Here is a 13,723-nt window from a genome sequence, read left to right on the forward strand (position 1 = left end):
CGATGAAAAAAATTGCCTTTGTTTTTACTGAAGCTCCTCACGGCTCTTCTGCCGGCAGGGAAGGGCTGGATGCACTGCTTGCGACGTCGGCATTGACTGAGCAGATCGGTGTATTTTTTATTTCTGATGGCGTATTTCAATTATTAGCCAATCAGCAGCCGGATAAAATCCTGTCCCGTGACTATATCTCAACCTTTAAGATCTTACCGCTTTATGACATTGATAAATGCTACGTTTGTCTGGATGATTTGGTGATTCGGGGAGTCAGCCCAGCAAACAATTTTGTGCTGGACGCTGAATTTCTTTCTGCCGCTGCAATCCGAGAATTGTTGGCGGGTTATGATTTTGTGTTGAAATTTTAATCTATTTCAGGCGGGTAACATGTTATATACTGTCAGTCGCTCACCTTACCATGATGACTTCAATGCAATGCTTAGCCTTGTATCTGATACCGATGATGTTTTATTGATGCAAAATGGTGTGTTATTGGGTATTAATGATAACCGTTATTTGGCTGAGTTGCTCCGTACGGGGGCAGGTATTTATGTTTTGAAGGAAGATCTCGATGCACGTGGGCTGATTGAACAAATTTCAGACCGTGTAAGGGTGATTGATTACAATGGCTTTGTTAGCTTAACGGTAAAGCATCAGCAAAGTTTTACCTGGTAAAGGAGATTGGTAGATCTGAATTACATTTTTCAATAACTTTACCAGCCCAACGCTTTACTGGCAGTACCTTACCGATAATATTTTGCCGATTTTGCCGATGATATAGAAAAGCTGTATATTTCTTGACACCTCGTCAAGTCAGCAATAAAATTCGGCGTCCTCTTGTTTTGTCATAATGACAGAGAGAGGGTAAAATCCGTGTTTACGAAGCAAAAAACCAGGAGCTTTTTTAATAATGGCAACTATTAATCAGCTGGTTCGCAAATCTCGTAGCTCGAAAGTTGTGAAAAGCAACGTTCCTGCTCTGGAAGCTTGCCCGCAAAAACGTGGCGTATGTACTCGTGTATATACCACCACTCCTAAAAAACCAAACTCCGCACTGCGTAAAGTATGCCGTGTGCGTTTGACTAACGGTTACGAAGTTTCTTCCTACATCGGTGGTGAAGGCCACAACCTGCAGGAACACTCCGTTATCCTGATCCGTGGCGGTCGTGTTAAAGACTTGCCAGGTGTGCGTTACCACACCGTTCGCGGCGCTCTGGACTGTGCCGGTGTTAAAGACCGTAAACAAGGTCGTTCTAAGTACGGTGTGAAGAAGCCAAAGGCTTAATGGTTCTCCGTTAAGTAAGGCCAAACATTTTTCACATTAATGTCAAAATAAACTCGTAGAGTTTTGGACAACCCTGAAATTCGAAACGGAGTATTTCCATGCCACGTCGTCGTGTAATTGGTCAACGTAAAATTCTGCCAGATCCAAAGTTCGGATCTGAACTGCTGGCCAAATTTGTAAATATCCTGATGGTAGACGGTAAAAAGTCTGTCGCAGAAGCAATTGTATATGGTGCGCTTGAGACCCTGGCTCAGCGTTCTGGTAAAGATCATCTGGAAGCATTCGAGCTGGCACTGGATAACGTGCGCCCGACTGTCGAAGTTAAGTCCCGCCGTGTTGGTGGTTCTACTTATCAGGTTCCAGTTGAAGTTCGTCCGGTTCGTCGTAATGCTCTGGCAATGCGTTGGATCGTTGAAGCTGCTCGTAAACGCGGTGATAAGTCCATGGCTCTGCGCCTGGCAAATGAATTATCTGATGCGGCTGAAAATAAAGGCGCTGCTGTGAAGAAACGTGAAGACGTTCACCGTATGGCAGAAGCTAACAAGGCGTTCGCACACTACCGTTGGTAATCCCTTATTGGGTATTTCATCGGCAGTGAATATGTTCCGGGTGGCTATCTGGCTACCTGTTCTCTAAATTGAACGCCCACGAGAGAGGAAAAAATGGCTCGTAAAACCCCTATAACTCGTTACCGTAATATCGGTATCAGTGCGCACATTGACGCGGGTAAAACCACTACCACCGAACGTATTCTGTTCTACACTGGTGTAAGCCACAAGATCGGTGAAGTTCATGATGGCGCAGCGACTATGGACTGGATGGAGCAGGAACAAGAGCGTGGTATTACCATCACGTCCGCTGCGACTACCGCATTCTGGTCTGGTATGGCTAAACAGTATGAGCCACACCGTATCAACATCATCGACACCCCAGGCCACGTTGACTTCACTATCGAAGTAGAACGTTCTATGCGTGTTCTTGACGGTGCAGTAATGGTTTACTGTGCAGTTGGTGGTGTTCAGCCACAGTCTGAAACTGTATGGCGTCAGGCGAACAAATATAACGTTCCACGTATCGCGTTCGTTAACAAAATGGACCGTATGGGTGCGAACTTCCTGCGCGTTGTTGAGCAGATCAAAACTCGTCTGGCTGCCAACCCTGTTCCTCTGCAATTGGCAATCGGTGCAGAAGATACCTTCACCGGTGTTATTGATTTGCTGAAAATGAAAGCAATCAACTGGAACGACGAAGATCAGGGTATTACCTTCGAATACGAAGATATTCCGGCTGACATGCTTGAGCAGGCTCAGGAGTGGCATCAAAACCTGATCGAATCCGCAGCAGAAGCATCAGAAGAACTGATGGATAAATACCTGGGCGGTGAAGAGCTGACTGAAGAAGAAATCAAGGCAGCTCTGCGTAAGCGTGTTCTGGCTAACGAAATTATCCTGGTTACCTGTGGTTCTGCATTTAAGAACAAAGGTGTTCAGGCAATGCTGGATGCAGTTGTCGAATATCTGCCAGCGCCAACAGATGTTGAATCCATCAAAGGTATGCTGCCAGACGGTAAAGACACTCCAGCAGAACGTCACTCCAGCGATGAAGAGCCGTTCTCTGCACTGGCGTTTAAAATCGCGACTGACCCATTTGTGGGTAACTTGACGTTCTTCCGCGTTTACTCTGGTGTGGTTAACTCTGGTGATACCGTACTGAACCCGGTAAAAGACAAAAAAGAACGTTTTGGCCGTATCGTTCAGATGCACGCTAACAAACGTGAAGAAATTAAAGAAGTCCGTGCAGGCGACATCGCTGCTGCTATCGGTCTGAAAGATGTAACTACCGGTGATACTCTCTGTGACATGAACTCTCCAATCATTCTGGAGCGCATGGAATTCCCAGAGCCAGTTATCTCTGTTGCTATCGAGCCAAAAACTAAAGCTGACCAAGAAAAAATGGGTATCGCTTTAGGCCGTCTGGCTCAGGAAGACCCATCTTTCCGCGTGAGCAGTGATGAAGAGTCTGGTCAGACTATCATCGCAGGTATGGGTGAGCTGCACCTCGACGTTCTGGTTGACCGTATGCGTCGTGAATTCAACGTTGAAGCGAACGTAGGTAAACCTCAGGTTGCTTACCGTGAAACCATTCGTGCTTCTGTTGAGCAGGAAGGTAAACACGCTAAACAGTCCGGTGGTCGCGGTCAGTACGGTCACGTTTGGCTACGTATCGAGCCTCTGGAAGCCGGTGGTGCTGGTTACGAATTCGTGAACGAAATCGTTGGTGGTGTTGTTCCTAAAGAATACATCCCAGGTGTTGACAAAGGCGTTCAGGAACAGCTGAAGAGCGGTGTTCTGGCTGGTTACCCAATCGTTGACGTTAAAGTTGCCCTGTTCGATGGTTCTTACCATGACGTTGACTCCTCAGAAATCGCCTTTAAAATTGCTGCATCCATGGCATTTAAAGAAGGCTTCATGAAAGCGAAACCAGTTCTGCTGGAACCTATCATGAAAGTCGAAGTGGAAACACCAGAAGATTACATGGGTGACGTCATCGGTGACCTGAACCGTCGCCGTGGTATGATCGATGGTATGGATGATATAGCTACGGGCAAAATTGTTCGTGCTCAAGTACCATTGTCTGAAATGTTTGGTTATGCTACTGACCTGCGTTCTCAGACCCAAGGTCGTGCTTCTTACTCCATGGAGTTCTTGAAGTACAACGAAGCGCCTAGCAACGTCGCTCAGGCTATTATCGAAGCTCGTAAATCTAGATAAGTTTTCGAGTTTACTATCTTTTTAGCTCCCTCATCTTTGTGACGGGGGAGCGGTATTAAGGAATAGAGTCGTGTCTAAAGAAAAGTTTGAACGTTCAAAACCGCACGTTAACGTTGGTACTATCGGCCACGTTGACCACGGTAAAACTACCCTGACTGCTGCAATCACTACCGTTTTGGCAAAAACTTACGGCGGTAACGCGCGTGCATTCGACCAGATCGATAACGCACCAGAAGAAAAAGCGCGTGGTATCACCATCTCTACTTCTCACGTAGAGTACGATACCCCAACTCGCCACTACGCACACGTTGACTGCCCAGGCCACGCCGACTACGTGAAAAACATGATCACCGGTGCTGCTCAGATGGACGGCGCGATCCTGGTAGTTGCTGCAACTGATGGCCCAATGCCACAGACTCGTGAGCACATCCTGCTGGGTCGTCAGGTTGGCGTTCCTTACATCATCGTGTTCCTGAACAAATGTGACATGGTTGATGATGAAGAGCTGCTGGAACTGGTGGAAATGGAAGTCCGTGAGCTGCTGTCTCAGTACGATTTCCCAGGCGACGACACCCCAATCATCCGTGGTTCTGCGCTGAAAGCGCTGGAAGGCGATGCTGAGTGGGAAGCGAAAGTTATCGAACTGGCTGAAGCACTGGATTCTTACATCCCAGAACCAGAGCGTGACATTGACAAGCCATTCCTGCTGCCAATCGAAGACGTATTCTCTATCTCTGGTCGTGGTACTGTAGTTACCGGTCGTGTAGAGCGTGGTATCGTTAAAGTTGGTGACGAAGTTGAAATCGTAGGTATCAAAGAGACGACTAAAACCACTTGTACCGGCGTTGAAATGTTCCGCAAACTGCTGGACGAAGGCCGTGCGGGTGAGAACGTGGGTGTTCTGCTGCGTGGTACTAAGCGTGATGACGTTGAGCGTGGTCAGGTTCTGGCGAAGCCAGGCTCTATCCACCCACACACTCAGTTCGAATCTGAAGTGTATATCCTGAGCAAAGATGAAGGTGGTCGTCATACGCCATTCTTCAAAGGTTACCGTCCACAGTTCTACTTCCGTACAACTGACGTAACCGGTACTATCGAACTGCCAGAAGGCGTAGAGATGGTAATGCCAGGCGACAACATCAACATGAAAGTGACTCTGATTGCGCCAATCGCAATGGACGAAGGTCTGCGTTTCGCAATCCGTGAAGGTGGCCGTACTGTAGGCGCCGGTGTTGTTGCTAAAGTGATCGCATAATTTTTTTAATGTGTTCATTTTGGAAGGGCATCGATAGATGCCCTTTTTATACGTTGTCTTAAGAAGAACCTATCTCATCAATAGTTGTTCATTGTTGGCCAATTAAAAGCAGATAAATTGCTATTTGATTGCTATCCTTAATTATTGGTGAGATAGGCTCTGATACAACGGATGGGCTTAAATATCATTAAGATACAAAAGTCCTGCTGAATTAAGGTGCCGAGTCAGATACAATTACAATTATCTTTGGGTTCGGTCTGATTTGTTTTGCTCTTGCGAGGCAAGCTGGCTATCTATTTACATCATAGTTACTTACATATAGTTACAGGTTGGTTTATGAGTGCGAATAGCGATGCTCAAGAAAGCGGGCGTGGTCTTGATATAGCAAAATGGCTATTGGTGGCAGTGCTACTGGTGGTTGCTATTGTGGGTAATTACTATTACCGAGAGTATAACCTGCCTCTGCGCGCGATAGCCGTGGTTGCTATTGTTGCCCTTGCAGGAGCAGTTGCATTGTGGACTGTAAAAGGTAAAGCTGCATTAGCCTTTGCCCGTGAAGCCCGCATTGAAATGCGTAAAGTCATTTGGCCAACTCGCCAGGAAGCACTGCATACGACTTTAATTGTTGCAGCTGTGACGGCTGTCATGTCTCTTATTTTGTGGGGGCTTGATGGTATTCTGGTGCGTTTAGTTTCATTTATTACAGGCCTGAGGTTTTAAAAAATGTCTGAATCCCCAAAAAAGCGTTGGTATGTCATCCAGGCATTTTCTGGGTTTGAAGGTCGCGTCGCTCAATCTCTGCGTGAACATATCAAATTACAAGAGATGGAAGATTTTTTTGGCGAAGTGATGGTGCCGACAGAAGAAGTTGTTGAGATCCGCAGTGGTCAGCGCCGTAAAAGCGAGCGTAAATTCTTCCCTGGCTATGTCTTGGTACAAATGGTAATGAACGATGCGACTTGGCATTTGGTTCGTAGTGTACCTCGCGTAATGGGTTTTATCGGTGGCACCTCTGACCGCCCAGCACCAATCAGCGATAAAGAAGTTGATGCGATTATGAATCGTCTTCAACAGGTTGGTGATAAACCACGGCCAAAAACTCTGTTCGAACCAGGCGAAATGGTTCGAGTCAGCGATGGCCCGTTTGCAGACTTCAATGGTGTGGTAGAAGAAGTCGATTACGAGAAGAGCCGCTTGAAAGTATCGGTTTCTATCTTTGGTCGTGCTACGCCTGTTGAGCTGGATTTCAGCCAGGTAGAGAAAGTCTAATCTGGTGATTAAGTAAGCTTTTATGCTTGCAAAGGGTGTGAAATTAGCATACAATTTCGCGCCTTTTGTTTTTTATCCAAGCATCATTTTTAGATGATACTTAGATAATATTAGGTTAGTTAAAGTTTTAGTGACCTGGTCTTTAATAGACGGGGTTCAAATCGTCAGGGGAGCCTCATTTTGAGGCGATAAGACCCGCATAGAGGAAAAATAAATGGCTAAGAAAGTACAAGCCTACGTTAAGCTGCAAGTTGCAGCGGGTATGGCTAACCCAAGCCCACCAGTTGGTCCAGCTCTGGGTCAGCAGGGTGTTAACATCATGGAATTCTGTAAAGCATTCAATGCTAAAACTGAAAGCATTGAGAAAGGCTTGCCAATTCCAGTTGTTATTACTGTTTACGCAGACCGTTCTTTCACTTTCGTTACCAAAACCCCACCAGCGGCTGTTCTGCTGAAAAAAGCAGCAGGCATTAAATCTGGTTCTGGCAAACCGAACAAAGATAAAGTTGGTAAAGTAACCAGCGCTCAGATTCGTGAAATTGCTGAAACTAAAGCTGCGGACATGACTGGTGCTGACGTTGACGCGATGATGCGTTCAATCGAAGGTACTGCTCGTTCCATGGGCCTGGTAGTGGAGGGTTAATCAATGGCTAAACTGACCAAGCGCATGCGCACTATCCGTGAAAAAGTTGATGCAACTAAACAATATGACATCAACGAAGCTGTTACTCTGCTGAAAGAACTGGCGACTGCCAAATTCGTAGAAAGCGTTGACGTAGCTGTTAATCTTGGCATTGATGCTCGTAAATCTGACCAGAACGTTCGTGGTGCAACTGTATTGCCACACGGTACTGGCCGTTCAGTACGTGTTGCTGTATTTACTCAGGGTGCAAACGCTGAAGCGGCTAAAGCTGCTGGCGCAGAACTGGTAGGTATGGAAGATCTGGCTGAACTGGTTAAGAAAGGCGAGATGGACTTCGACGTTGTTATCGCATCTCCAGATGCAATGCGCGTTGTTGGCCAACTGGGTCAAATCCTGGGTCCACGCGGTCTGATGCCAAACCCGAAAGTAGGTACTGTAACTCCTAACGTTGCTGAAGCTGTACAGAACGCTAAAGCGGGTCAGGTTCGTTACCGTAACGACAAGAACGGTATCATCCACACCACTATCGGTAAAGTTGACTTCGACGCTGACAAACTGAAAGAAAACCTGGAAGCTCTGCTGGTTGCGCTGAAAAAAGCAAAACCATCTTCTGCTAAAGGCGTTTACGTTAAGAAAGTTAGCCTGTCTACTACCATGGGTGCAGGTGTTGCGATCGACCAGTCTAGTCTGAACGCATCAGCTTAATGATTTAAGCTGAGAATAACGCTTTACCTTAGCGTCAGATTTGTCTAAAATCTGACGCTTCAAATTTGCCTGATCAGTGTGTTTTATAACACACAGCTTTTGAAAAATAAGGCAGTATCGGCAAATAACAAGTTTTCGGTTGGAGCTTGGCCTCATCCAAGCCCCGTCCAAGACCGCAGGCGTAAGTAATTACTTAATATCCTGCGTAGACGGTGACAGAGCCAAATGAAATTTATTTTCTGGATTCTGCTCACCGTGTTTCAGCGCTCAGGCACATTTGGTGTTTTGAGTGAAGTGAGTCCCGGGTTTGCCCGGTTAATCCAGGAGCAAGAAGCTAATGGCACTAAATCTTCAAGACAAACAAGCGATTGTTGCTGAAGTCAGCGAAGTAGCCAAAGGCGCGCTGTCTGCGGTTGTTGCGGATTCTCGCGGCGTTACCGTAGATAAAATGACTGAACTGCGTAAAGCAGGTCGCGAAGCTGGCGTTTATATGCGTGTTGTTCGTAACACTCTGATGCGCCGTGCTGTTGAAGGTACTGAATTTGAGTGCCTGAAAGAAGCGTTTGTTGGTCCAACCTTGATTGCTTTTTCTAACGAACATCCGGGCGCAGCTGCTCGTCTGTTCAAAGATTTCGCGAAAGCGAACCCAGCATTCGAGATTAAAGCAGCAGCCTTTGAAGGTGAGTTTATCCCAGCGAGCAACATCGATCGCCTGGCAACACTCCCAACTTACGAAGAAGCAATCGCACGCCTGATGTCAACCATGAAAGAAGCCGCTGCAGGCAAACTGGTTCGCACTCTGGCTGCGCTACGCGATCAGAAAGAAGCTGCTTAATTGCTTATTTCCTTCGTTGCTTTTTAACGTATAAATTTTTTCTGAATTTTAGGAACACTTGTTATGTCTATCACTAAAGAACAAATTCTGGACGCAGTTGCAGAAATGTCTGTAATGGACGTTGTTGAACTGATCAGCATGATGGAAGAAAAATTCGGCGTTTCTGCTGCTGCAGCTGTAGCTGTAGTTGGTGGTGCTGCTGAAGCCGTTGAAGAAAAAACTGAATTCGACGTAATCCTGACTGGCGCTGGCGCTAACAAAGTTGCTGTAATCAAAGCAGTACGTGGCGCAACTGGCCTGGGTCTGAAAGAAGCGAAAGACCTGGTTGAAAGCGCACCAGCAGCTCTGAAAGAAGGCATCAGCAAAGAAGACGCTGAAGCTCTGAAAAAATCTCTGGAAGAAGCAGGTGCTTCTGTTGAGATCAAGTAAGATCTGTTTGAAGTTCGCAGCCTGATTTTTTAAGGCTGGCGGCTGGCGGTTTTTTAATCGCCAGCCTTTTTGCGCTGTAAGGGCATTATCTGAAAACCAGATTTGCCTGAAAGGCATTAATAGGGAGTTAGTAGCATTTCACACTGTTTGGCTGCTAATAAACCCAAAATACTTCTTCCTATTGACGACTTAATATACTGCGTTCTCAGCTACGATCCACTCGGGTAGCTCGGTAGTAAAGGTAACGCAATGAAATGATTTAAGAGTAATAGTAATGGGTATTACGGAAAATATTCTGTTTTCTGTTCGAAAAAATAGTGTTGCAGAGTGCTGTCCTTAAGGGCGGACAGAGTGGGTCACTTATCAGCGAGCTGAGGAACCCTATGGTTTACTCCTATACCGAGAAAAAACGTATTCGTAAGGATTTTGGTAAACGTCCACAAGTTTTGGATGTTCCATACCTTCTTTCTATCCAACTTGACTCGTTCCAGAAGTTTATCGAGCAAGATCCTGAAGGCCAAAATGGACTGGAAGCGGCCTTCCGTTCAGTGTTTCCAATTCAGAGCTACAGCGGCAATTCAGAGCTGCAATATGTAAGCTATCGTCTTGGCGAACCTGTCTTTGATGTCAAAGAGTGTCAGATCCGTGGCGTGACTTTCTCCGCACCTCTGCGTGTTAAGTTGCGTCTGGTGATCTATGAGCGCGAAGCGCCAGAAGGTACAGTTAAGGACATCAAAGAACAAGAAGTCTACATGGGTGAAATTCCACTCATGACTGATAACGGGACTTTCGTTATCAACGGTACTGAGCGCGTTATCGTATCTCAGTTGCATCGTAGCCCAGGCGTTTTCTTTGACAGCGATAAGGGTAAAACCCATTCATCCGGTAAGGTACTGTATAATGCACGTATCATTCCTTACCGCGGTTCGTGGTTAGATTTCGAATTTGATCCAAAAGATAACCTGTTTGTGCGTATCGACCGCCGCCGTAAATTGCCGGCTTCGATTATTCTGCGTGCGATGGATTATTCTTCTGAAGACATCCTAAATCTGTTCTTCAAAAAAACCGTTTTCGAAATTCGCGACAATAAATTGCAGATGATCCTGATTCCAGAACGTCTGCGTGGCGAGACAGCTTCATTTGATATTGAAGCAAACGGCAAGGTTTATGTTGAAAAAGGCCGCCGTATCACTGCTCGTCATATCCGCCAGTTAGAAAAAGAGCAGGTAGACCGTATTGAGGTGCCTGTTGAATATATCGCGGGTAAAGTTGTAGCAAAAGATTACATCGACCAGAACACAGGTGAAATCATCTGTGCGGCTAACATGGAACTCTCTTTGGATCTGCTGGCGCGTTTAAGTCAGGCTGGTTACAAATCTATCGAGACCCTGTTCACCAATGATCTGGACCACGGTGCTTATATTTCCGAAACTCTGCGTGTTGACCCAACCAATGATCGCCTGAGCGCATTGGTTGAAATCTATCGCATGATGCGTCCGGGTGAACCACCAACACGTGAAGCCGCAGAAAACCTGTTTGAGAACTTGTTCTTCTCTGAAGATCGTTATGATCTGTCTGCGGTTGGGCGTATGAAGTTCAACCGTTCACTGGATCGTGAAGAGGTTGAAGGTTCCGGTATCCTGAGCAAAGAAGACATCATTGACGTGATGAAGAAGCTCATCGATATCCGTAACGGTAAAGGTGAAGTCGACGATATCGACCACTTGGGCAACCGTCGTATCCGTTCCGTTGGTGAAATGGCTGAAAACCAGTTCCGTGTCGGCCTGGTTCGTGTAGAACGTGCAGTGAAAGAGCGTTTGTCTCTGGGCGATCTGGATACCCTGATGCCACAGGACATGATTAACGCCAAACCAATTTCTGCGGCGGTGAAAGAGTTCTTTGGTTCGAGCCAGTTATCTCAGTTCATGGACCAGAACAACCCACTGTCTGAAATCACCCATAAACGCCGTATTTCTGCGTTAGGTCCAGGCGGTCTGACCCGTGAGCGTGCAGGCTTTGAAGTTCGAGACGTACACCCAACTCACTACGGCCGTGTATGTCCAATCGAAACGCCTGAAGGTCCAAACATCGGTTTGATTAACTCATTGTCCGTTTATGCGCGTACCAATGAGTATGGTTTCCTGGAAACCCCTTACCGCTTAGTTCGTGACGGCGTGGTGACTGATGAAATCCACTACCTGTCTGCAATCGAAGAAGGTAACTACGTTATTGCTCAGGCGAACACCGTATTGGATGAAGAAGGCCATTTCGTTGAAGAATTGGTTACTTGCCGTCATTACGATGAATCCAGCTTGTTCAACCGTGATCAGGTTCAGTACATGGACGTTTCGACACAACAGATCGTGTCCGTCGGTGCTTCTCTGATCCCATTCCTTGAACACGATGACGCCAACCGTGCATTGATGGGTGCGAACATGCAACGTCAGGCGGTTCCAACTCTGCGCGCTGATAAGCCGCTGGTTGGAACAGGTATGGAGCGTGCGGTAGCGGTTGACTCCGGTGTAACCTCTGTGGCTAAACGCGGCGGTGTGGTTCAGTACGTTGATGCATCTCGTATCGTTATCAAGGTTAACGAAGATGAAATGTACGCAGGTGAAGCGGGCATTGATATCTATAACCTGACCAAGTATACCCGTTCAAACCAAAACACCTGTATCAACCAGACACCATGTGTTTCTTTGGGTGAACTGGTAGAACGCGGTGACGTGCTGGCTGATGGTCCATCCACTGACTTGGGTGAACTGGCTCTGGGCCAGAACATGCGTGTGGCGTTCATGCCTTGGAATGGTTATAACTTCGAGGACTCCATCCTCGTCTCTGAGCGTGTTGTTCAGGAGGACCGTTTCACCACTATTCACATTCAAGAACTGGCTTGTGTGTCTCGTGACACTAAACTGGGGCCTGAAGAGATTACGGCTGACATCCCTAACGTGGGTGAAGCTGCGCTGTCTAAACTGGACGAATCCGGTATCGTTTATATCGGTGCGGAAGTGAAAGGTGGCGACATTCTGGTTGGTAAAGTGACACCGAAAGGTGAAACTCAGCTGACTCCAGAAGAAAAACTGCTGCGTGCGATCTTCGGTGAGAAAGCGTCTGATGTGAAAGATTCCTCACTGCGCGTACCAAACGGTGTTTCTGGTACTGTTATCGACGTACAAGTCTTTACCCGTGATGGCGTAGAAAAAGACAAGCGTGCGTTAGAAATCGAAGAGATGCAGTTGCGTGAGGCTAAGAAAGACCTGACCGAAGAACTGCAAATTTTCGAAGCTGGCCTGTTTGCGCGTATCCACTCTGTATTGGTTGCCGGTGGTGTTGAAGCGGAAAAACTCAGCAAACTTCCTCGTGCGCGTTGGTTGGAGCTGGGTCTGGCTGATGAAGAAAAACAAAATCAGCTGGAGCAGTTGGCAGAACAGTATGACGAACTGAAAGTAGAGTTCGAGAAAAAACTGGATGCTAAACGCCGTAAGATCACTCAGGGTGACGATCTGGCACCAGGTGTGCTGAAAATTGTCAAAGTGTACCTGGCGGTGAAACGTCAGATCCAGCCTGGTGACAAGATGGCAGGTCGTCACGGTAACAAAGGTGTTATCTCCAAGATCAACCCGATCGAAGACATGCCTTACGATGAAAACGGCACACCAGTGGACATCGTCCTGAACCCGCTGGGCGTACCATCACGTATGAACATCGGTCAGATTCTGGAAACTCACTTAGGTATGGCGGCGAAAGGCATTGGTGACAAGATCAATGCAATGCTGAAACAGCAACAAGAAGTTGCCAAGCTGCGTGAATTTATCCAGAAAGCGTATGATCTGGGTGATGATACCCGTCAGAAAGTTGACTTGAGTACCTTCACCGATGAAGAAGTGATGCGTCTGGCAGAAAACTTGAGAAAAGGTATGCCGATCGCAACACCTGTCTTTGACGGTGCAAAAGAGACCGAAATCAAAGAGTTGTTGAAACTGGGTGGCTTGCCGACTTCCGGTCAGATCACGCTGTTCGACGGCCGTACAGGTGAACAATTCGAGCGTCAGGTAACCGTTGGTTACATGTACATGCTGAAATTGAACCACTTGGTTGATGACAAGATGCACGCCCGTTCTACCGGCTCTTACAGCCTGGTGACTCAGCAACCGCTGGGTGGTAAGGCACAGTTCGGTGGACAGCGTTTCGGTGAGATGGAAGTGTGGGCATTGGAAGCATACGGTGCGGCGTACACCCTGCAAGAAATGCTCACCGTTAAATCCGACGATGTTAACGGTCGAACCAAGATGTATAAAAACATCGTGGATGGTAACCACCAGATGGAACCTGGCATGCCGGAATCTTTCAACGTATTGCTGAAAGAAATCCGTTCGTTGGGTATCAACATCGAGCTGGAAGACGAATAAATCGTTTTTCCGCTGGTACTGCCCGATATAAGAATGTCGGGCGGCTTACCGGCCAGTGGTTATACTGGTTATAGAGGGGAGTGGCATGGGCCACTCACCTAACAGGTCTAACTCCGACAGGAGCC

General features: G+C 47.0%; 13 protein-coding genes. All 13 read left to right on the forward strand.

What is annotated here, in order from left to right; translation table 11 throughout:
• Positions 1-2 precede the first annotated feature (2 nt).
• Positions 3-362 (forward strand): sulfurtransferase complex subunit TusC, encoded by a 360-nt coding sequence (gene tusC / locus WDV75_RS01655; protein WP_273571908.1) that lies wholly within the window; start codon positions 3-5, stop codon positions 360-362.
• A gap of 19 nt (positions 363-381) precedes the next feature.
• Complete coding sequence (gene tusB / locus WDV75_RS01660; protein WP_273571909.1) at positions 382-669, forward strand: sulfurtransferase complex subunit TusB; 288 nt, start codon at positions 382-384, stop codon at positions 667-669.
• A 235-nt stretch (positions 670-904) separates the two neighbouring features.
• The gene (gene rpsL / locus WDV75_RS01665) at positions 905-1,279 is read left to right on the forward strand and encodes a 30S ribosomal protein S12 (protein WP_010848548.1); all 375 of its coding nucleotides are present in this window, start codon (positions 905-907) and stop codon (positions 1,277-1,279) included.
• A gap of 98 nt (positions 1,280-1,377) precedes the next feature.
• The gene (rpsG, locus tag WDV75_RS01670; RefSeq protein WP_047770766.1) at positions 1,378-1,848 is read left to right on the forward strand and encodes a 30S ribosomal protein S7; all 471 of its coding nucleotides are present in this window, start codon (positions 1,378-1,380) and stop codon (positions 1,846-1,848) included.
• 93 nt (positions 1,849-1,941) lie between these two features.
• Entirely contained in the window at positions 1,942-4,050 is a 2,109-nt protein-coding gene (fusA, locus tag WDV75_RS01675) for an elongation factor G (protein WP_273571910.1), read from the forward strand.
• Between the two features lie 70 nt (positions 4,051-4,120).
• Positions 4,121-5,305, forward strand: coding sequence for an elongation factor Tu (gene tuf / locus WDV75_RS01680; RefSeq protein ID WP_338804007.1), 1,185 nt, complete (start codon positions 4,121-4,123; stop codon positions 5,303-5,305).
• Positions 5,306-5,641: 336 nt separating this feature from the next.
• Positions 5,642-6,025 carry a preprotein translocase subunit SecE gene (gene secE, locus WDV75_RS01685; protein ID WP_074020841.1) on the forward strand — a complete coding sequence of 128 codons (384 nt, stop codon included), beginning with the start codon at positions 5,642-5,644 and terminating at the stop codon, positions 6,023-6,025.
• A 3-nt stretch (positions 6,026-6,028) separates the two neighbouring features.
• Positions 6,029-6,574 (forward strand): transcription termination/antitermination protein NusG, encoded by a 546-nt coding sequence (gene nusG, locus WDV75_RS01690; protein WP_189759071.1) that lies wholly within the window; start codon positions 6,029-6,031, stop codon positions 6,572-6,574.
• Between the two features lie 214 nt (positions 6,575-6,788).
• Positions 6,789-7,217, forward strand: coding sequence for a 50S ribosomal protein L11 (gene rplK, locus WDV75_RS01695; protein ID WP_047684958.1), 429 nt, complete (start codon positions 6,789-6,791; stop codon positions 7,215-7,217).
• A 3-nt stretch (positions 7,218-7,220) separates the two neighbouring features.
• Positions 7,221-7,922, forward strand: coding sequence for a 50S ribosomal protein L1 (gene rplA / locus WDV75_RS01700; RefSeq protein WP_273570626.1), 702 nt, complete (start codon positions 7,221-7,223; stop codon positions 7,920-7,922).
• A gap of 337 nt (positions 7,923-8,259) precedes the next feature.
• Positions 8,260-8,757, forward strand: coding sequence for a 50S ribosomal protein L10 (rplJ, locus tag WDV75_RS01705; protein ID WP_074020846.1), 498 nt, complete (start codon positions 8,260-8,262; stop codon positions 8,755-8,757).
• Between the two features lie 63 nt (positions 8,758-8,820).
• The gene (rplL, locus tag WDV75_RS01710; RefSeq protein ID WP_189759073.1) at positions 8,821-9,186 is read left to right on the forward strand and encodes a 50S ribosomal protein L7/L12; all 366 of its coding nucleotides are present in this window, start codon (positions 8,821-8,823) and stop codon (positions 9,184-9,186) included.
• A gap of 383 nt (positions 9,187-9,569) precedes the next feature.
• A complete protein-coding gene (gene rpoB, locus WDV75_RS01715; RefSeq protein ID WP_273570628.1) occupies positions 9,570-13,598 on the forward strand; it encodes a DNA-directed RNA polymerase subunit beta in 4,029 nt (1,342 codons plus the stop codon).
• The last annotated feature ends 125 nt before the right edge of the window (positions 13,599-13,723 follow it).

Source organism: Xenorhabdus griffiniae (assembly GCF_037265215.1).
In the GTDB taxonomy this organism is placed as follows: Bacteria; Pseudomonadota; Gammaproteobacteria; order Enterobacterales; family Enterobacteriaceae; genus Xenorhabdus; species Xenorhabdus griffiniae.

What these genes read in the sequence shown, in the direction of transcription:
- tusC (WP_273571908.1), top strand. Translation starts at nt 3, where the DNA reads ATGAAAAAAATTGCCTTTGTTTTTACTGAAGCTCCTCACGGCTCTTCT.
- tusB (WP_273571909.1), top strand. Translation starts at nt 382, where the DNA reads ATGTTATATACTGTCAGTCGCTCACCTTACCATGATGACTTCAATGCA.
- rpsL (WP_010848548.1), top strand. Translation starts at nt 905, where the DNA reads ATGGCAACTATTAATCAGCTGGTTCGCAAATCTCGTAGCTCGAAAGTT.
- rpsG (WP_047770766.1), top strand. Translation starts at nt 1,378, where the DNA reads ATGCCACGTCGTCGTGTAATTGGTCAACGTAAAATTCTGCCAGATCCA.
- fusA (WP_273571910.1), top strand. Translation starts at nt 1,942, where the DNA reads ATGGCTCGTAAAACCCCTATAACTCGTTACCGTAATATCGGTATCAGT.
- secE (WP_074020841.1), top strand. Translation starts at nt 5,642, where the DNA reads ATGAGTGCGAATAGCGATGCTCAAGAAAGCGGGCGTGGTCTTGATATA.
- nusG (WP_189759071.1), top strand. Translation starts at nt 6,029, where the DNA reads ATGTCTGAATCCCCAAAAAAGCGTTGGTATGTCATCCAGGCATTTTCT.
- rplK (WP_047684958.1), top strand. Translation starts at nt 6,789, where the DNA reads ATGGCTAAGAAAGTACAAGCCTACGTTAAGCTGCAAGTTGCAGCGGGT.
- rplA (WP_273570626.1), top strand. Translation starts at nt 7,221, where the DNA reads ATGGCTAAACTGACCAAGCGCATGCGCACTATCCGTGAAAAAGTTGAT.
- rplJ (WP_074020846.1), top strand. Translation starts at nt 8,260, where the DNA reads ATGGCACTAAATCTTCAAGACAAACAAGCGATTGTTGCTGAAGTCAGC.
- rplL (WP_189759073.1), top strand. Translation starts at nt 8,821, where the DNA reads ATGTCTATCACTAAAGAACAAATTCTGGACGCAGTTGCAGAAATGTCT.
- rpoB (WP_273570628.1), top strand. Translation starts at nt 9,570, where the DNA reads ATGGTTTACTCCTATACCGAGAAAAAACGTATTCGTAAGGATTTTGGT.